Origin of the sequence: Janthinobacterium kochi (assembly GCF_051380715.1) — a bacterium.
In the GTDB taxonomy this organism is placed as follows: Bacteria; Pseudomonadota; Gammaproteobacteria; order Burkholderiales; family Burkholderiaceae_D; genus Janthinobacterium.
Genome location: NZ_JBNYXO010000003.1, coordinates 153,351 through 172,084, shown reverse-complemented (window position 1 = coordinate 172,084; position 18,734 = coordinate 153,351). Strand labels below are relative to the sequence as shown.

Sequence of the window (18,734 nt, the reverse complement as noted above, 5' to 3'; positions counted from 1 at the left end):
GGTTTGATGCTCCGTGATTATTTTTTAACGAGATTGCACGCGGCCGCGTCCATAGTCTTGAAGGCCTGGTCGGCGGGGATGGTGGACAGCACTTTCAGGTAATCCCACGGTCCCTTCGATTCGGCCGGGGTCTTCACCTGCACCAGATACATGTCGTGAATGACGCGGCCATCGGGACGGATCGAGGCGTTGTTCATCACAGAGTCCTTGATGGGCAACTCGCGCATTTTTTCGGCGACGATTTTCGAGTCGTCGCTTTTGGCGGCCGCCACCGATTTCAGGTAGTGGTAAACACTGGAATACACGCCCGCTTGCACCATGGTCGGCTTGGCGCCCTTGTTGAGCGCTTCAAAGCGTTTCGCGAAGGCGCGGCTGCGGTCATCGAAATCCCAGTAAAAGCCGTCCGCGTAGACCAGGCCCTGGGCCGTTTCCAGCCCCAGCGCATGCACGTCGGAGAGGAACACGAGCAAGGCGGCCAGGCGCTGGTCCTTGCCGCTGCCGATGCGAAATTCGCGCGCCTGCTTGATGGCCGAGACGACATCTGCGCCGCCATTGGCCAGGCCGATCACCTGCGCTTTCGAGCCTTGCGCCTGCACCAGGAAGGACGAGAAGTCGGAGGCATTCAGCGGGTGGCGCACGGCACCCAGCACCGTGCCGCCATTGCGCTTGACGACTTCGCTGGCATCCTTTTCCAGCGAATGGCCGAACGCATAATCGACGGTGACGAAGTACCACGATTTCTGCCCCAGCTTGGTCAATGCCGCCGCCGTGCCGGCCGCCTGCGAATAGGTGTCGAACATCCAGTGGAAGCCGTTCGGCGAGCAATCCTCGTTCGTCAGTCGCCCCGTGGCGGGGCCGCTGAACATGGCGATGCCGCCCTTCTCTTTCATCAGCTTTTGCACGGACAGGGCCACCGAGGAATTGGTGAGATCGGCGATGGCGTCGACCTTGTCGCGGTCTATCCATTCGCGCGCCTTGGAGGCGGCGATGTCGGCCTTGTTCAAGTGGTCGGCCGAGAGAATCTCGATCTTCATGCCCTTGCATTCGGCTTTCAGGCAATCCTCGACGGCCATCTGGCTGGCGACGACGGAGCCGCGCCCGCCCATGGCCGAATACGGGCCGGACATGTCGGTGAGGATGCCGACCTTGACGACGCCATCGGAAATTTGCGCGTGCGCGCCGCCAAAGGAAAGGGTGAGCGCCAGCGCGCCCATGGCCAGAACGGTTTTTTTCATGCGTGTCTCCAGGTGGATGGGTTTTCTTATAGGTGTAGGTGCATTCTGCATGTGTAAAAATATGCACTCAAGTGAAATTAATGCATAATTCCTTTGCAAAAATGCACAAGGAGGGGTTGCCATGCTCGATTGGGACAATGTACGGGTCTTCCTGGAACTGACGCGCAGCGCCGGCCTCGTCGATGCGGCGAAAAAGCTGGGCATCGACCATTCCACCGTGTCGCGGCGCATGCGCAAGTTCGAGGAGCAGGTGGGTACGCAGCTGTTCGACCGCAATTACGTGGGCTACCAGCTGACGCCCGAGGGCCACCGCCTGATGGAATACGCGGAAAGCATGGAAAGCACGGTGTTTGCCGCCACCGAGGAGCTGGGCGAACATAACCGCCTGCTGTCGGGCCAGGTGCGCCTGGGCGCCACGGAAGGCTTCGGCGCCATCGTGCTGGCGCCCCACCTGGCGCAGTTTTGCGGGCGTTACCCGCACATCAGCGTGGACCTGATCGCCGTGCCGCGTTTCGTCAGCCTGTCCAAGCGCGAGGCGGACGTGGCCATTTCCATCGAGCGCCCCCTGTCCGGCCCGTATGTCGTGACGAAGCTGTCCGACTACCGCCTGAAGCTGTACGCCACACCAGGCTACCTGGCGCGCCACGCACCGATCACCAGCGTGGCGCAGCTGGCGCAGCACCCGATCATCGGCTACGTGGACGACCTGGTCTTCAGCGCGGAGCTGCGCTACATGGACAACGTGGCGCCCGATTCCCTGCGCGCGTTTCGCAGCACCAGCGTGATCGCGCAATACCATGCGGCGCGCGCGGGCCAGGCGCTGGCGATCCTGCCCTGCTTCGTGGCCCAGCAGTCGAATGAACTGGTGCCCGTGCTCGACGGCGAGATCGACCTGCTGCGCGCCTTCTGGATGATCTCGCCCAGCGAGCGGCGCAATATCGCCCGCGTCAGCGCCCTGTGGAACTACCTGCGCACCGCCATCGATTTGAATCACGCCTACCTGATGGGCGAGACGGCCACGCCCAGCTGGCCCGCTTAAGCAAGCCGCAGCGCGCTACACTGTCGTCACATACTAATAAGGAGAACACCATGTTGATGGATGCAAGCCAGGCCGTACTGGTCATTGTCGACCTGCAATGCCGTTTGATGCCGGCCATCCACGATGCCGGCCTGGTGCTGGCGCAAAACCTGCGCCTGGCAAAGATCGCCCGCCTGCTCGACGTGCCCGTGCTGGGCACGGAACAGAACCGCCAGGGACTGGGGCCGAATGTGGAGGAAATCGCCGCGCTGTGCGAACGGACCTTGCACAAGACGCATTTCGGCGCCTGTTTTGATGGCTTGCAGGACATGCTGCCCGTCGGGCGCAAACAGATCGTCGTCACCGGCTGCGAAGCCCATGTGTGCATGTTGCAGACGGCCATCGGCCTGCTGCAGCTGGGGTATGAAGTCATCATCGCCATCGACGCCGTCGGCTCGCGCCAGGGGGCCAGCCGCGACGCAGCGCTGGCCCGCCTGGACAAGCTGGGCGCGCAACTGGTGACGGTGGAAATGCTGGCCTTCGAATGGTTGCGCGACTGCAAGCACCCACGTTTCCGCGAAGTATTGGCGCTGATTAAATAGAACGCAGGTTTAAGCCAGATCAATCCTGACGGCCTCTCATTTGCTAGCTTGGTAACAGCGCCGCCACTCCGAGCGGCGCGCCTTCCACATCAGCAAGGGAACCATCATGGCCTATATCCTGCGGGGCAAACTGTGCGGCTTGATCTGTGCCGAGTGTCCTGAAGCCTTGTCGCACGTCATCGTGCGCCTGTACCGCCCGCGCGCGTCGCAAAATGTCACGGCGCTGGCCGTGGCCAGCGCCAAGGAAACCTTCGCCATCCTCACCGACGAGGAAGTGCAAGCCAAGGCGCCGTTCCTGCTGGCCGAGGCGCGCACGGATGACGATGGCAATTACAGCTTTACCCTGGACGACAAGGAACAGTACCAGGGCGAGGCCGTGGAAGTGGACGTGTTATGTCCCAGCGTGCCGCACCTGAAACCGGGGCCGAAAGACCCCGTGCCGCTGCAGTTTTCCATCACCACCGTCCAGCCGCGCTGGCGCCAGGTCGACAATGATTTCCTCGCCGTCTGGGACTATTGCCTGCCGCAGCGCTTCTGGTGCCTGGTACGCGCCCGCTTCGGCGCCTGGACCATCTGCGGCCGGCTGCGCACCTGCGATGCGCCGCACACGCCGATCGCCGGCGCCACCGTGCGCGCGTTTGATGCGGACTGGCTGCAGGACGATGCGCTGGGCGTGGCCGTGACCGATGCCAGCGGGCGCTTCCGCATCGATTACCTGACGTCGGACTTTACGCTGACACCGCTTTCTCCGTTCATCAACCTCGAGTTCGCCAGCGGCCCCGACGTGTATTTCACGGCGCAGTTGGGCAGCGTGACCATCCTGTCGGAAACGCAGGCGAACGGGCGCCAGCCGGGCCGTGAAAACGTGGGTCACTGTTTCTGCGTCGAATTGTGCTCGAAAGACGTCTTGCCGCCCGATGTGGAAGGCGTGCCCCACTGGCAGCAGGTGGAAATCTTCGACATCCACCCGTTTCCCTCGCTGGCCGGCTTTTCCGCGCAAGGCTATGCGGGCGGCGCCGGCGCCTCGTACGTGTTCGCCGGCGGTGTCACATTGAAAGGCAATTGCCCGCTGCGCAACAGCGCCATCCCCGCCCATCCGCTCGAATACCGTTTCCTGATCGGCGAATGGACGTGGCCGGGCGGCAGCGACGACCCGGCAGCCATCCCCACGGTAGCGCCCGCCAGCCTGGCACCTTTGAGCCAAATCCTCGGCACGCATGTCGGCTATGTGTTTTATACGAACGGGCTGGGCCTCGGCGATTCGGCGCCCGTCATCATCGACGCGGGCGACTTGCAACCGGGCGGCTGGATACGGGTCGATGGCAAGAGCGTCACCGTGGACATGCGCGATGGCACGACGGCCATCGTCAACGTGGCGCCCAATATCTTCCTGCGCACGTTTGACTTGCTTACCGTGAATACGCCCGCCATCACCAGCCTGCATCCGGCCAAGCTGCCGGGCGGCTTGCCCATCCTCGATGCGGGCCGCAGCCTGACAGCCGCCGAGAGCGAGCCGATACGCCGCTACCGCCTGGGCTTCGAAGTGCGCGACGGCATCAGCCTGGCGCTGGTGGCCACGGACGGGCTCGACTCCATCGTCTTCGACAACTCGCCCGTCATCGTGGCGCTGGACCTGGAAGAGTTGCGCAGCAATGCCTGCAATCCCATCGAGGGCGGCCTCGTGCATATCCTGTACACGATCGACCATCCGCATCTGCGCTTTTTCACTATCACGATTTCCAACAACAACGGCATCACGCACCCGCCGCCACCGCTGCCGGCCGCCAGTTTTACGCCGCCACCACCGCCCAGCAACTATCTGTTCCGCGGCGGCGCGGGCGGGCCGCACTTATCGGGCAACAACGGCGGTTTCCCTGTCAACGTGACACTCGATCCGCCGTGCGCCTACCGCGTGGCCATCGGTTGGCAGACGCGGCATTACCTGGCGTCGTCGCACAGCATTGATCGCCTCTACTGCAAGTAGGCGAGCTTAAAAGTAGCGTACCCACGCCTGCTTCGACGTGCGCTTGTAATTGGCAAATGCGCGGCAGGGAAAGTACAACACGGGCATCAGGGCCAGCGCGATCAGCCACACTTGCCAGACATGTTCGACGCCATAGCGGTCACCGTGGTTGGCGCCCAGCACGGCCGTGAGCGTCCTGCCGATGATCAACAGCAGATACAAATGCAGCAGATAGTAAAACATGGGCGCGCCGCCAAAGGTGGCGCAGGCCCGCGTAAACCAGTTGTCGACGCTTTCCAGCCAGGCAAGGCCCAGCAAGCCCAGGCCCAGGGTGAACAGCAAAAAGCCCAGCGATGGCGGATATTTCGTGAAGTTCAGCACGCTCATGGCCGTGCGCAGGGTTGTCTCGCCGGCCACCCACGGCAGGGTTTCGCCATACAGATTGAAGCCGCGCAAGACGGCCAGCAGCAGCAAGCTGCCCGCGCCCAGCGCCAGCAGCAAGCGCCGACGCCCCTCCGGCGAACGGCTGCGTGCGTACAGCGGCCCGGCCGCATAACCGAGCACGATCACGCCTATCCATGGCAGCAACGGGTAGCTGACCTTGATCTTCATGGCCCCATCGGCCACCAGGTAACCACGCTGCAGCAGCACCGTCAGCAGATAGTAGCCAGGGCTGCCCTCTTCCGCGTGCAGCCAGGTAAACAAGTGCTGGCCCGCGATGATCGCCACGCCCAGCAACGCCAGCACTTTCAAAGGGAGTTTATGCAGCACGGCCAGCGCCATCATGGCCAGGCCGATGACCCAGATCACCTGCAGATACAGGATCGCGGGCGTGAAAGTGCCCATCCAGGCAAAATTGACGAACACCAGTTCCAGCACCACCAGCAGCAAGCCCCGCTTGAACAGGAAACCGGTGGCGCTACGGGGTCCGGCGGCCGGATGCGCGTACAGCCAGGCGGACAGGCCCGTCAGGAATACGAACATGGGCGCGCACACGTGGGCGGCCATGCGCGTGAAGAACAGGGCCGGATCGACGCCGGCAGCATCCATCGGGTCGCCGACCTGGTGGTGCAGGAAGACGGTTTCACGCACATGGTCGAACAGCATGATCAGCATGACGAGGCCGCGCAGTACATCGATGACGGCGATGCGGGTGCGCAGGGTGGCGGGGGAATTTAGGGATGTGGAAACAGTCATTAGTTTATGTCTATGTATTGGTGCGTTGGTGCGTTGGTGCGTTGGTGCGTTGGTGCGTTGGTTCGTTGGTTCGTTGGTTCGTTGGTTCGTTGGTTCGTTGGTTCGTTGGAGTGTCGCAGGCGTCACTGGCCGCACAGGCAAAAATCAGGGGTCAGTTCCTTCAGAATCGGAATCTGCCCCATCGGGGCATATTCCCCCGTCGGGTCTGACCCCAGCTTTATGCTGCTGGTTCTAAACAATGCCCCGGCATTTAGCAAATCAAAACCTGTAATGCGCATTCAGAGTCACCGTACGCTCGGCCCCCGGCGCCACCCACAGCTGGCTGTAGGAACTCGCATAGTAGCTGCGGTTGAAAAGGTTTTCCACGCTCAAAGCCAGGCGCAGTTTCGCCGTCGGCGAATACGACGCCAGCAATCTGGCCGTCGTGTAGGCCGGCAGGGTAAAGCTGCTGCTGACGGCCACGTCGCCCAGGCGCTCGCCCACATAGTGCACACTGCCGCCCACGCTGGCCGTGCCCGTAGCCAGCGCAAATTGCTGCATGACCAGCAGGTTGGCACTGTGGCGCGGCACGTTGGCGAAGCGGCTGCCCGTCACTATCGTAGTGTCGCCGCGCGTGACGCTGGCGTCCGTATAAGCATACGCGCCCGAGAGGCGCAAGCCGCGCGCCACTTCGCCCGAGACGTCCAGTTCCAGGCCCCGGCTGCCCACCTCGCCCGCCGCGATGGCGAAGTCCGTGTTGGCGGGATTCGTCGTCAGCACATTACTCTTGCGGATGTCATACACGGCCAGAGTGCCCGTCAGCTTGCCCGTTTGCAGCTTCGCACCCAACTCATACGAGCGGCTGCGCTCGGCCGGAAACGCCTGGTTGGCTATGCTGATGCCGCTGTTGGGGCGGAAGCCCCTGGCCGCGCTCGCATACAGCGACCACATTTTCGACGGCTGGTAGACGAGTCCCGCGCGGGGGCTGGTGGCCGACAGCGACTGGCGGTTGCTCACGTTCAGGCGATTGTTCGTCACGTCCTGCGTGTACGTATCGTGGCGCACGCCAACCAGCGCCTTCCATTGCGCGCCCAGGTCAACCTGGTCCTGCGCATACAGGCCACGCGCCTTTTGCCCTTCCTGCGTGTCGATGGACAGGGCCAGCGGATCGGCCTTGCCGCCATACACGGGATTGAAAATGTCGATGGCATAGGCATTCGCGGCGGAGGGATTGCGGCGCAACTGCACCCGGTGGTCGTCGAAGTGATAGGCGTCGACACCGGCCAGCACTTCGTGCGCCAGCGCGCCCGTCCTGAACTTGCCCAGCACTTCAACGCGGGCCGAGACGTCGGTGGCCGAAAAATCGCGGTGGCGGCGCTGGCGGTTCAGGGTACGGCCATCGGCCAGCAGCTTGTTCGCCTCGGTCGAATAACCGCTCAATTCGCTGTCGCGGTAAGAAACGCCCGCCTGCAGCGTCCAGTCCTCAGATAGCGCGTGGTGGATAAATAACTGCTGGCCCAGCGACTTGACCGTCATGGGGCCGTCGCCCGGTTCGCCCAGGAAGCGCGACACTGGCACGGCCCCCAGCTGGCCATTCACGGCGACCACACCCCGGTCGAACGGCGCGCGCTGCCGCACCGCTTCGATTTCATACGACACGGTCGTGTGCTCACCGGCCAGCCAGAGGATGGACGGAGAAAACAGGCTGCGTTCAACTTTCACCGTATCGCGGAAGCTGTGCCCTGCTTCATGCGCCGCGTTCAGGCGGTAGGCGATGCTGTCGCTCAGTGGTCCCGTCAAATCGACGGCGGCGCGGCGCGTCTGAAAACTGCCGAGGGAAACATCGGCGCCGTACTCCGGCGCGAACTTCGGCTTCCTGGTGGTGATATTCACCGTGCCGCCAGGCTCGCCCCGGCCGTACAAGGCCGAAGCGGGGCCTTTCAACACTTCCACGTTCTGCGTATTGCCGCCGTCACGCATACCGTTGTAGCCGCGGCTGGAACTGAAACCGTTGACCATGTAGTCGGAACCGAAATTCGGGTCGCCCGTAAAGCCGCGCATGGCATAGCTGTCCCACAGACCGCCCAGCGGGCTTTGCTTCGCGATGCCGCTGGCCAGGTCCAGCGCGCCGGCCAGGGTCGTCACGCCCGCGTCGCGCAGCAGGTCGCCGGTCAGCACGCGCACGCTTTGCGGCAAATCCATCAGCAAGGCATCCGTCTTGGTGGCGCCCGTGGCGGACAGGCTGCGGTAATGCTGGCGCTCGGCCTTGACGGTGACGACGTCCTGCGCGTCGGGCTTGTCGGCGGCAGGATCGAAGGCGAGCGCCAGGGGACTGGCGGCGGCAAGCAAGAGCGCCACGGGGTGGCGTAAAAACACGGACATGGGATTCCTGACAATAGGCAACTCAATGCAATAGGCTTGCATTATAATTGATAATCAATTCTCATTAAAGCCCGTTCTCAACAATCTGCGCCAGAAACCCCACGCGCGCGTGGCCAACCCGGCGCATCCTTGTTTTACGGCGACTCAAGCGTTAATATGCAAGAATACACTTGCATATTAATGGAGCCGGGAATGGAAGAGCCGACGATGCGTGAAAAACTGGAAAAACTGCTGGCGCAGGGACGCGACAGCGCCCTGCTGCGCTTTGGCCTGGGAGATGTTTGCCTGAAAGAGCATGACGCCGAGCAAGCGGCCATCCACCTGGCGCAGGCGACGCAACAGCAAGCGGGTTATTCGGCCGCATGGAAGCTGCTGGGCAAGGCTTTGCACCAGCTGGGCCGGCTGGACGAAGCGCAGGCCGCCTGGACAACCGGTATGACGGTGGCCCAGCAGCAAGGCGATCTGCAAGCCGTCAAGGAAATGACGGTGTTCCTGAAACGCCTGCAAAAACAGCAGCAGGCGGCAGAGTAAAGCCGTTTAATGCGCGTGCGCGGCCCCCTTGGCCTCAAGAGGTGCCGCCTCACCCCGTTCCTTCGCCAGGCGCTTGGCCAGCAAGCCGCCCGCTTCGGCCGCATAGGCGCGGCAGGCGTTGGCGTCGATCAGGGGATTGTCCGTACCGCTGCGCCTAGCCGCCTTGCCCAGCACATCCGTCGTGCCCGGATGCACGGGGATGATGATGTCGCATGGCAAAGCGGACACCTTGGCGATGCTCGCTTCGAACGAGGCCGAAATGTCCGGCGTGCCGCCTTTGCCCGCGCCTTTTCCCGTATAAGTAAAATCGCCGCTGGCATACGGGTTCAGGCTGTCCGCATACACCACGTTCAGGCAGCGCGCGCCTTCGCACGAGGTCCAGGTCCACGTCGTGCCGCCGGGCGTGTGGCCAGGCGTCATGTGGGCCGTCAGCACCAAAGGACCCAGCTTGACGGTATCGCCCTCGCCCACCACCTTGACCTTGGCGACTTTCGCCACATGCACGACTGGGTCGGCCTGGTACTGCGGATCATCCTTGCCATTGGTGCCGCTTTGCAGCCCCAGAGCGCCCGAGGCGCTGGCCACCACCGTGGCGCCGCTGGCACGTTGCAGCGCGGCAATACCACCCGCATGGTCCCAATGGGCATGCGAATTGAGAATATATTTCACATCCTCGATGCGAAAACCCAGCGCCTTGATGCTGGCGATGATCAACGGCGCCGATTGCGGCAGCGCACCGTCGAGCAGGATATGGCCCTGCGGACTCGTCACCAGCACGGCGGACAGGCCGGCGGTGCCCACATACCAGCTATTGCCATACACATTGAACGGCTTGACGGGCGCGTTCCATTCCTTGCAATTGTCGCAATTGACAGGTTTATTTTGTATCGGTGCCGGCGTTTTTGCCTGCACCGTGCCAGCCGCCATGGTCGCAACCGTCGCCAGCATCAACTTCGCCAATAGTGTCATCTTCATCTCCAGAGTGTAAAAAAGGGCGCCCTCAGCGGCGCGCCCGGGGGGGGTATCAATGCATGCGGCCAGTCCTGTGGGCCAGGATGTCGCGGATGTGGCCGGCGTCGAGCGAGCGCCGCTGCGCGCCGTTGGCGTCCAGCAGCACCACGGTGACGTGCTTGCCGCCGCTGCGCATGCGCATGGTCAGGCAGCTGCCAGCCTCGTGGCTGCTACCCGTCTTGGACAGCAAGATGTCCCAGCCCTTGCCGCCCACCAGCGGGTTGGTGTTGTGCAGGGTACGGACCTTGCCATTGACGGCCACGCTGGCTTGCGGATGGCTGGTGATGCGCGCGATGTCCGGATAGCGCGCCGCCGCCGCGACGATCTTCGCCACCTCGCTGGCCGTGGACGTATTCGCCGGTGAACTGCCGACGGGGTCCGTCAGGGTGGTGCGGTTCAAGCCCAGGCGGCGGATCTTCGCCTGCAGTGCCTGATGAAACGCCGCGCTGCCGCCGGGATAGGTGCGCGCCAGCGCGGCGGCGGCGCGGTTTTCGGACGGCAGCAGCGCCAGTTGCAACAGCGCGCCGCGCGACACGGCCACGCCATCGGCCAGCAGGCTGTGGCGCTGCAGCGACGCATCGCCATCGGCGCGCACGATGCGCAGCTGTTCATCAGGATCGAGTCCCGCGTCCAGCACCACCATGGCCGTCATCAGTTTGGTGATGGAGGCGATGGGCACGACGGCGTCGGCATCCTTCGCCATCAGCACCTGGCCGGTGCTGTCGTCAAATACCAGCATGTGTTTCGCGCTGACGGGCAAGGCCAGCATGCCCGCAGCAGCCTCGGCCAAGGTTGCCCCGTTGACGGCAGGCTTGTCCTGCACCTGCAACAGCAAGGTGGCGCAGGCCAGCAGCAAGGCGGGCACGGCCAGTTTCCAGCCGGCCGTATCAATGCCGGGCGCCATCAGCCGTTCGATGCGCGTGAGCAATGCCCCGCCCTGGGCCGACATCAGCAAGCCGGAGTGTTGCGGCACGGCCGTGTGCAGGGACAAGGCATGCAGCGCCGTGGCCAGCCGCTGCGGGTCCTGCAGCGCTTGCGCTGCCAGCGCGTCGGCTACCTGTTCCCGTTCGGCCCGCATGCGCGCCGACAGCCACCAGACGACGGGGTGGAAAAACAGCAGCGCCTCGGCCACGCTTTGCAACAGATTGACCAGGTAATCCCAGCGCCGCACGTGCGCCAGTTCATGCGCCAGCAACGCTTCGAGCAAGGCAACGGGCATGCCGCTCAGCAAGGCGGCCGGCAGCAGGATGACGGGACGCCAGAAGCCCACCGTCACGGGGCTGCTCAGTCCCGCATGCAGCTTCAGCGGTGGCCGCCTGTGCAAGCCCATGCGCAGCGCCAGCGCATCGAGGCGCGCCTGCCAGATGGCGGGGGCAGCTACGGCCTGGCGGCGCAGCTTGCCGACCCAGGCCAGGCCCAGGCACAGGCGTAAGCTCATCAAGCCAACGCCCGCGCTCCAGGCCAGCACCAGGGCCGGCATCCACGCTTGCAGCGCGGCGCGCCAGGCAGGCGGCGCGGCCATCGGCAGCTGGGCCAGTGAAGTGCCGGACAGCAGAGACAGCAGATGGACGGTGGGAATGCATAGGCACAGCAGCAGCGCCAGCGCGCAAACGGCATAGCGCCAGCGCGCGCTGGCGTGGCGCAGCAGCCAGAGCAGGACAGCGGAGCCGGCGCCGACGATCACGCCCTGCCAGACAAAATACAGCAAGACCCAGCCCAGCGCCGGGACGACGTTGCCCAACTCTATGCCCAAGCGCATGTCCAGGTTCATGGCGCCTTGCCATCCTTGCTGCGCAGGATCTTTTCAATTTCCAGGCGCTCCGCGTCGCTCACGTGCTCGCGCAGCGCCGTCAGCACCAGCGCCTTGCCGGAACCGGAAAATACCTTGCCGATCAAGTCCTTGAGCAAGCTCGTTTGCAACTTTTCCTGCGCTTCGACGGCCGCATACAGCTGCGGCCGCTGGCTTTCATCGCGGCTCAGCAAGCCCTTGCCATGCATCAGTTGCAACTGGCGCAGCACGGTGGCGTAACTGGCATCGGCACGCTCTGCGGCCAGCGCGTCATACACGGCGCGCGCATCGGACGGACCGCGCTGCCACAGGATGCGCAGCAGGTCCAGTTCGGCGGCCGTGGGATGGGGAGTGGAGGTATTTTTTAACATGCCGCCAGAATACCGATTCTAGAACTCAATGTCTAGAACTTTTTTTCTATCTCGTGAAAAAACTAAAATTCACGCAAGCGGTCGAACAAGTCCAGCAAGGCCGACTCATCGACGAGTGCCGCGCCCTGCTCGCCCAATTGCTGCCGCAGCTGCGCCAGCAGTTCCGCCAGCGCCGTGTAGATTTCCTCGCGTTCGACCGTCTCGATGATGCTGGTCCGCCGCTCGATCTTGTTGAATGCATCGACATAGGCGGTGACCATCGCTTCCAACGCAGCGGCTGCGGCCGTCACCTCCATGGCGCTATCGATGCCGCGCGTCACGGCCAGCATGTTCTTGTAGGCCAGCGCCGACTTTTTCGCATACGCGGGGGAAATATGCTCGCGGCCATCCCAGTCGCGGAACGGATTGAGCAGGTTGTCCGCCAGCCACTCCGGCTTGCGCGCCTTGGTCACCGATAAGTCCAGTCCCAGCGCCGCCGCTTTCTTGTAGCCGGCCTTGATGGCCTTGGCGGCATCGGCGGGCAAGCTGGTCAGCCACAAGGCCGACAGCTGCGGCAATTGCGTGGCCGATGGAAACTCCTGCGCCGTGAAACCGAACAGATCATAGGCGGTAAACATCCGCAACTGGGCCAGTTGCGCCAGGCTGGCCATCTGCGACGCCAACCCCGGCTTGCCCCAGATGCGCAAGGCCGTCAGATGGGGAAAGCGCCGCCCCACTTGCGCCAGGTCGACTTCTTTCATGCTCACCAGCGACAGGCCGCCCAGCTGGTCGAGACCGTGGAACGGCGGCAGCGTGTGCTTGCACTGCAGTGTCAGGTGGCGGCCATCGGCGCCATCGTCGATGTGCAGCGCCGGCGATGGCGCGCCGCGCAGCGCGAGCAGGCCCAAGCCTTCATTCAAGACTAGGCTGCTGACGCCATCGGGCTGCAGGATCAGACGTTCCAGGCCGCTGCCGCTGAAATCGAGCGCATGCACCGTCGAGGATTGCCAGTGCAGCTCATTGATGAAGGGATTGCCCTGAATAAACTCCATCAATGCCTGCGTGCCGTCGCCAGTCTCGATGGACATCAGGCAAGGCAGTTGCTCCAGCTCGGACAGGTCATCCAGCACCTGCAAGACGCTGTCATTGATTTTCGTCGCATCCTGGCGGAAGACCTGGCCGCCGAGCGTCACTTCACGCTCGTCCGACGCGGCCTTGAACTGCTGGCGCCGCAGCGGATCGATGCGTTCCCAGTTGCGCTGGCGCAGCACGCTGTCGCCCACGTTCCAGCCGCTGCGGTAGCTGTTGACTTCCACATCCAGCAGCGGCGCGATATTGCCAACGAAGGTATGGCCAGGCGGCACATTCGCCGTGGCATAGCAGTGATCGTAACGATTATTCCAGAAGAAATAGTCGCACAGCAGAGGCCGCATGGCTTGCACGGCCGCCGCATCGGGCAAGGCGTCGCCGGTCCAGTCCAGCTCCAGCACGGCAGCTACCGGCCTGGACGAGGAAGCATCCTTGATGCGGGTGACTTGGCAAGCCACATACTGCTGCAGCTCGGACGAAAACACGCTGTAAACATCGCCAACATTCGGTAACACGCAACTTCCTCTCAAAACACCTGACGGTCGAATGTTGAAAGATAGCAAAAATGATAGCGCAGTGTCGTCCTGTTCAGTCCGTGTGCAGCTTGTGATGCATGCGGCGCAAGCCCAGCCAGACGGCCGCCGCCACGAAGGGCACCAGCGCGCCGACGAGGATTTCCGGATTCACGGGTAAACCCATCACCTTGGCCGCCTTGCCCGTGTAGCTGAACAGGCCGATCACGTAATACGAAATGGCCGCCACGGACAAGCCCTCCACCGCTTGCTGCAGCTGCAGCTGCTGCGCCGCGCGGGCGTTCATCGATTGCAGGATTTGCCGGTTTTGCAATTCCTGCACGATGCCCACGCGCGTGCGCAGCAAGTCATTCGTGTTGGCGATGCGCTGCGCCATTGCTTCCTGGCGGCTGGCCATCGCTTCGCAGGTATTCATGGCGGGCGTCAAACGGCGGTCCATGAATTCCTCGACCGTGGGAATGCCCTCGATGCGCACCTCGCGCAACTCCTCGATGCGCGCCTTGACCAGACCCATGTAGGCTTTCGAGGCGGAAAAGCGGTAGCTATTGTCGAGCGACAATTTTTCAATACGGGCCGCCAGGCGCGTGATGCGGTCAAGCAAGGCTTGCTCGGCAACGCCCTCGTCGGCCTTGGCCAGGCCTGGCGCGTCATCCGTGTCGACCATGGCGGCGGCCAGGGTCGCCAATTCATTCTCGATGGCATTGAGCGACGGCGCCGCCTGCATGGCGTAGGGCAAGCCCAGCAAGGCCATCATGCGGTAGGTTTCGATTTCCAGCACGCGCTGCACCAGGCGGCCCGACTGCTGCGAGCGCATGCCCGCGTCGCGGATGACAAAACGGCTGAAGCCGTCTGACTGGATCGTAAAATCCGTCCACAATTCGCCGCCCTGCAGCACCTTGCTGCCGGCCAGGGTATTGCCCTCGAACACGCGCGACAAGCCCTGCATGAAAATCTCGGCCGGTTCGGTTGCCTGCTCGAGCACCACGTGCGCGGCCACCATCAGCTTGCCCTTCAAGCCCGCCAGCCATTGCTGCGGCAACTGTTCCAGGGGCATGCGCTCGAACGCCTGCGCCAAAGGCAGGGCAGTGGCCGGGCGCTCGGCAAAGGTAAACGTGGCAAATTCCGTATGGCATTCCCATTTCAGGCGGAAGCGGCCAAAGTCGTAATAGAAATACTTGGCTTCGGCAGCCGGGGGCGTAACGCCGAAATGCGTGCACAGGGCCGCCAACGTGGCGTGCTGGGCCGCCATATTCGACGCGCCCGCCGCCGCGCTGTCATCCTTGTACACGGCCAGATGGGTGATCAGCTCGGGGGCATCGAGTTGCAAAAACGGCCGCGAGTGGATTTCCGCAGCCAGCGGCACGCGCAAGGCGTGGTTCAAACTGGAGTTAATCAAGTGCATGATAGCCAAAGGTAAAGTTGCAAAACTGCTTAGACCCGCGCCGCCTGCGGCCGGGTCTGATTGTCACAGTGTAACAAAGCAGGAAGCATGCCACTCTTTTCAATGGCCTGTCATGTTGTTTTGATAATGCCGGTCGCACCCTGCCCCGCCCCTTGGCGGCTGCCCAGCCACCAGAATACGGCGGCCAGCACCACGGCCGAAGCCTGTCCCAGCGCCAGCTTGAAGGCACTGTCGAACAGCAACGGTGCGACAAAACCGGACACCAGCGCAAACACCAGCATTTGCACAAAGTTTTGCAAGGAGGCGGCCAAGCCCCGCATCTGCGGAAAAATGTCGAGCGTCGACATGGTCATGCCCGGCAAGGCCAGCGACATGCCGAACGCGTACAGCATCACGGGCACGACGGCGAACGGGATGCCGGCCGCGAACCAATGGTTATAGGCAATGTTAATCGCCCCCGTGGCCGCCATGACCAGCAAGCCCCAGCGCACCAGCACGGCGCTTTTCACCGCATGGGCCAGCTTGCCCGACAGCGCCGAGCCCAGTACCAGGCCGGCCACCATGGGGATGAACATCCAGCCGAACGCCGTTTCCGGCAGGTGCAGCAATTCCAAAATGAAGTGCGGGGCCGACGCGATGTACAGGGCGAAGCCGCCAAAGGCGAAGGCCACGGCCAGCGAACGCAAGAGGAATGCCCGGTGGCGCAAAGCCAGCCAGTAATTGCGCGCGATGTTGCCTGGGTGAAAAGGCTGGCGTTGCTCGACGGCTAAACTTTCCGGCAAGCCTTTCAGGCAGGCCAGCGCCAGCAACACGGTGACGGAAAACGTGAAGACGAACGTCGATTGCCAGCCGTAGGCCACATGCAGCCAGCCGCCGATGATGGGGGCGATGGCCGGTGCGATGCCAAACACCATCATGATATTGGCCAGCATCTTTTGCGCGGCCGCGCCCGACAGGCTGTCGCGCACGATGGCTTGGCCGATCACCCTGCCCGCTCCCGCCGAGGCGCCCTGCATGCCGCGGAAAAACAGCAGCCAGCCAAAGCTGGGCGCGAAGGCAGCGCCGATGGAGCCCACGGCAAAGATCAGCAGGGATGCCAGGATCACCGGACGGCGGCCAAACGAGTCGGACAAGGTGCCGTAGAACAAGGTCATGAAGGCATAGGCGGCCAGGTAAACGCTCAGGGTTTGCTGCACCAGCACGCTGCTGACGTCGAAATGCGTGCCGATCGCGGGAAACGATGGCAAGAAAGTATCGGTGGCGAACGGACCCAGCATGGCCAAGCCGGCCAGCACCAGGGTCAGGTTACGCGCCTTCATGCGCCCACCTGTGCAGCATACTGGCGGCGCAAGCCGTCCAGGGCCGCCAGCGAGAATTGCGACACATGGCGCGCGATGCTGGCAATGCCCGCCTCGTCATACGTGATTTCCGGCGCCACCAGTTCATGCACGATGCGCGAACGGGCATAGAACACGGCCTGGCCGATCACGCTGAACACGCATTTCTGCACCACGTCGTCCGGCATGGCCGCCCCCACCACACCACGGATCAAGCCCGTGAACAAGGCGTGCTGGGGACGCACATTGCGTTCGGCCAGCTTGTGGATGGCGGCCGTCGGCTCGATCAGTTCGCGCGCCACCAGGCGGCTGAACAGCGATGCCGGCCCCGAGCGCAGCATGTCGGACACGAGTGCCTCGATAGCCAGGCGCAACTGTTCCACAGGCGGCAGCTGCGCCCGCGCGCTGGCGGCGGCCACGTCGGCGGCCGAGGCCCGCGCCAGTTCGCGCGCATGGTCGAAGGCCGCCAGGTGCAGCTCTTCCTTGCTATGAAAATAGTAATTGACCATCGCCACATTGACTTTCGCCGCCTCGCAGATCCTGCGCACGGAGGTGGCCTTGTAGCCCTCGTCGGCAAACAGGTCCGCCGCCGCCTGCAGGATGCGCGCGCGCGCCGGTTCGCCTTCTTTCTGTTCTGTCATGCCAATCCCATCATTTAAACAACCGTTTAATATTCTTCGATATTTTATCAAACAGCTGTTTAATTTTCAAATGAACGTAAAAAAACCCGGCGAACCGGGCTTTTCAAGACGTAGCGGGAAGCTTAGTGCTTCATCGCCGGCATTGGCGCCGAGGTGGCGCCCAGCGGACGCGCCACGGCGGTCACTTCGATGGTTTCGCGGCGCTTGTCTTCGCCCTCGACGACGAGCGTCAGCGCAATCTTGTCGCCCGCCTTCACTTGTCCCTTGAGGTCCAGCAGCATCACGTGGTAGCCGCCCGGCTTCAGTTCGACGGCTTTGCCGGCTGGCAAGGCGAGTTCCTTGATCTGGCGCATGCGCATCATATTGTCCGTCATGCTCATTTCATGGATTTCCGCCACGCCCGCCACGGGCGAGCGCACTTCCAGCAGGCGCATGGCTTTCGGCGCCGTGATCTGCATGAAGGCGCCCGTGGCTTTTTGCTGCGGCACGGTGGCGCGTACCCACGGGTCGGAAATCTTCACGGAAGTCTGGGCAGCAGCGGAGAAGGACAGTACGGTCAGGGCCGTAGCCAGCAGGGTTTTCAAATGGGTCATGATCATTTCCTCGGTAGTTATAAGGTGTATTTCGATTTCATCAGGGTCTTGATGTCTTGCACGCACTCGTCGCCCGTCAACTGGTGCTTCAAGCCCAGGCGCATGCGTCCCTCGGTATCGAGCACATAGCTGATGGCCGTGTGGTCCATCGTGTACGAGCTGCCGCTGGGCACGCGACGGTAGAAGACCTTGTAGTTGAAGGCCGTCTGCGCCGTCGCCTGCGGGTCCGTGCGCAAGCCCAGGAAACTGGGGTCAAAGGCGCGCATGTACTCGCCCAGCAACTCGGGCGTGTCGCGCTCGGGATCGATGCTGATGAAGATCACTTGCAGTTTATCCCCATCGGGGCCCAGTTTCTGGCGGATTTCCAGCGCGCGCGACAGGGCCGTCGGGCACACGTCCGGGCATTGCGTAAAGCCAAAGAAGACCATCACATACTTACCCTTGAAATCGGCCAGGGTGTAGACCTTGCCGTCGGGGCCGCTCAATTTGAAGTCGGGCTTGTAATCGCCTCCCGTCAAGTCCAGACTGTTGTAATGGGGCTTCGGTGCTTGTTCGCAAGCGGCAAGCGTGAGCAATCCCGCCGTGCCGGCGAGAAGGAAAAGACGACGTTTCATGGTAATTCCAGCCCGATGGGCGTAGTTGAGACAAGTTGGGACGTAGAAGGTGTGACTGGTGCGTTCAGGCAGCCAAAGGGGGACCGCGCGGGCTGGCGCCCAGCCACGCAAACTGGGGCCGCGGCGCCCGGTAAAACAATGGCGGATAGTGGTCATGGCCCGTGATGACGGCCAGCGGCGAGGATGATGACGGTGGCAAGGCCACACTGCCCGCATGGCTCATGCAAAACGGGCAATGCTCGATGTGGTGCAGTACGGAATCGGTGGTGGACTTGACGGCCGGCGCCAGGTCCGCTTGCGTGTAGACGGCGCCGCTGGCCGAGCAAATGTCGGCGGCGGCATTGTTCGCGTTCGCGTGCAGCGAGGCAAATGCATATGACAGGGACGGCGACAGCGCATTGAGCAGTATCGCCAGGCAGGCGAACCACATATGCCACTGTTTGCGCTTGAAGAAAGATCCCATGCCGC

17 protein-coding genes are annotated in these 18,734 nt (G+C 63.0%); 4 read left to right on the top strand and 13 right to left on the bottom strand.

Translation table 11 applies throughout. The annotated features are described in order from the left end of the window. Positions 1 to 17: 17 nt before the first annotated feature. A complete protein-coding gene (locus ACQ4WL_RS08470; protein ID WP_436509306.1) occupies positions 18 to 1,235 on the bottom strand; it encodes an ABC transporter substrate-binding protein in 1,218 nt (405 codons plus the stop codon). A 121-nt stretch (positions 1,236 to 1,356) separates the two neighbouring features. Here ACQ4WL_RS08470 and ACQ4WL_RS08465 point away from each other — a divergent pair, with 121 nt between their 5' ends. The 3 genes from ACQ4WL_RS08465 to ACQ4WL_RS08455 all read left to right on the top strand — a co-directional run bounded on the left by ACQ4WL_RS08465 (position 1,357) and on the right by ACQ4WL_RS08455 (position 4,839). Then, entirely contained in the window at positions 1,357 to 2,274 is a 918-nt protein-coding gene (locus tag ACQ4WL_RS08465) for a LysR family transcriptional regulator (protein WP_436509305.1), read from the top strand. A gap of 50 nt (positions 2,275 to 2,324) precedes the next feature. After that, positions 2,325 to 2,855 (top strand): isochorismatase family protein, encoded by a 531-nt coding sequence (locus ACQ4WL_RS08460; protein WP_436509304.1) that lies wholly within the window; start codon positions 2,325 to 2,327, stop codon positions 2,853 to 2,855. Positions 2,856 to 2,961: 106 nt separating this feature from the next. Further along, on the top strand, positions 2,962 to 4,839 hold the full coding sequence (locus ACQ4WL_RS08455; RefSeq protein ID WP_436509303.1) for a carboxypeptidase-like regulatory domain-containing protein: 1,878 nt from the start codon (positions 2,962 to 2,964) through the stop codon (positions 4,837 to 4,839). 6 nt (positions 4,840 to 4,845) lie between these two features. Here ACQ4WL_RS08455 and ACQ4WL_RS08450 read toward each other — a convergent pair whose 3' ends face one another. Beyond that, positions 4,846 to 6,015, bottom strand: coding sequence for an acetyltransferase domain-containing protein (locus tag ACQ4WL_RS08450; RefSeq protein WP_436509302.1), 1,170 nt, complete (start codon positions 6,013 to 6,015; stop codon positions 4,846 to 4,848). A 258-nt stretch (positions 6,016 to 6,273) separates the two neighbouring features. After that, positions 6,274 to 8,376 carry a TonB-dependent siderophore receptor gene (locus ACQ4WL_RS08445; protein ID WP_436509301.1) on the bottom strand — a complete coding sequence of 701 codons (2,103 nt, stop codon included), beginning with the start codon at positions 8,374 to 8,376 and terminating at the stop codon, positions 6,274 to 6,276. 192 nt (positions 8,377 to 8,568) lie between these two features. Between ACQ4WL_RS08445 and ACQ4WL_RS08440 the strand changes: the two genes are divergently transcribed. Beyond that, on the top strand, positions 8,569 to 8,907 hold the full coding sequence (locus tag ACQ4WL_RS08440; RefSeq protein WP_436509300.1) for a tetratricopeptide repeat protein: 339 nt from the start codon (positions 8,569 to 8,571) through the stop codon (positions 8,905 to 8,907). Positions 8,908 to 8,913: 6 nt separating this feature from the next. On the opposite strand, the gene bla is transcribed toward ACQ4WL_RS08440, so the two are convergent. From bla to ACQ4WL_RS08390, 10 genes are all read right to left on the bottom strand, one after another. Next, positions 8,914 to 9,876: a subclass B3 metallo-beta-lactamase gene (bla, locus tag ACQ4WL_RS08435; RefSeq protein WP_436509299.1), complete on the bottom strand. Its 963-nt coding sequence runs from the start codon at positions 9,874 to 9,876 to the stop codon at positions 8,914 to 8,916. A gap of 55 nt (positions 9,877 to 9,931) precedes the next feature. Beyond that, entirely contained in the window at positions 9,932 to 11,689 is a 1,758-nt protein-coding gene (locus ACQ4WL_RS08430; protein WP_436509298.1) for a M56 family metallopeptidase, read from the bottom strand. Next, positions 11,686 to 12,078, bottom strand: a complete 393-nt coding sequence (locus ACQ4WL_RS08425) for a BlaI/MecI/CopY family transcriptional regulator (protein ID WP_152252364.1) — start codon at positions 12,076 to 12,078, stop codon at positions 11,686 to 11,688. Before ACQ4WL_RS08425 ends, ACQ4WL_RS08430 begins: the two co-directional genes overlap by 4 nt. A gap of 62 nt (positions 12,079 to 12,140) precedes the next feature. Further along, complete coding sequence (locus ACQ4WL_RS08420; protein ID WP_436509297.1) at positions 12,141 to 13,661, bottom strand: hypothetical protein; 1,521 nt, start codon at positions 13,659 to 13,661, stop codon at positions 12,141 to 12,143. Positions 13,662 to 13,734: 73 nt separating this feature from the next. After that, positions 13,735 to 15,081 carry a DUF3422 family protein gene (locus ACQ4WL_RS08415; RefSeq protein WP_436509296.1) on the bottom strand — a complete coding sequence of 449 codons (1,347 nt, stop codon included), beginning with the start codon at positions 15,079 to 15,081 and terminating at the stop codon, positions 13,735 to 13,737. 110 nt (positions 15,082 to 15,191) lie between these two features. After that, on the bottom strand, positions 15,192 to 16,400 hold the full coding sequence (locus ACQ4WL_RS08410) for a multidrug effflux MFS transporter (RefSeq protein ID WP_436509295.1): 1,209 nt from the start codon (positions 16,398 to 16,400) through the stop codon (positions 15,192 to 15,194). Beyond that, the gene (locus tag ACQ4WL_RS08405) at positions 16,397 to 17,059 is read right to left on the bottom strand and encodes a CerR family C-terminal domain-containing protein (protein WP_436509294.1); all 663 of its coding nucleotides are present in this window, start codon (positions 17,057 to 17,059) and stop codon (positions 16,397 to 16,399) included. The genes ACQ4WL_RS08410 and ACQ4WL_RS08405 overlap by 4 nt, the downstream gene beginning before the upstream one ends. 122 nt (positions 17,060 to 17,181) lie before the next feature. After that, complete coding sequence (locus tag ACQ4WL_RS08400; protein WP_436509293.1) at positions 17,182 to 17,652, bottom strand: copper chaperone PCu(A)C; 471 nt, start codon at positions 17,650 to 17,652, stop codon at positions 17,182 to 17,184. Between the two features lie 17 nt (positions 17,653 to 17,669). Next, the gene (locus tag ACQ4WL_RS08395; protein WP_436509292.1) at positions 17,670 to 18,266 is read right to left on the bottom strand and encodes an SCO family protein; all 597 of its coding nucleotides are present in this window, start codon (positions 18,264 to 18,266) and stop codon (positions 17,670 to 17,672) included. A 64-nt stretch (positions 18,267 to 18,330) separates the two neighbouring features. Next, positions 18,331 to 18,729 carry a DUF2946 domain-containing protein gene (locus ACQ4WL_RS08390; protein WP_436509291.1) on the bottom strand — a complete coding sequence of 133 codons (399 nt, stop codon included), beginning with the start codon at positions 18,727 to 18,729 and terminating at the stop codon, positions 18,331 to 18,333. Positions 18,730 to 18,734 lie beyond the last annotated feature (5 nt).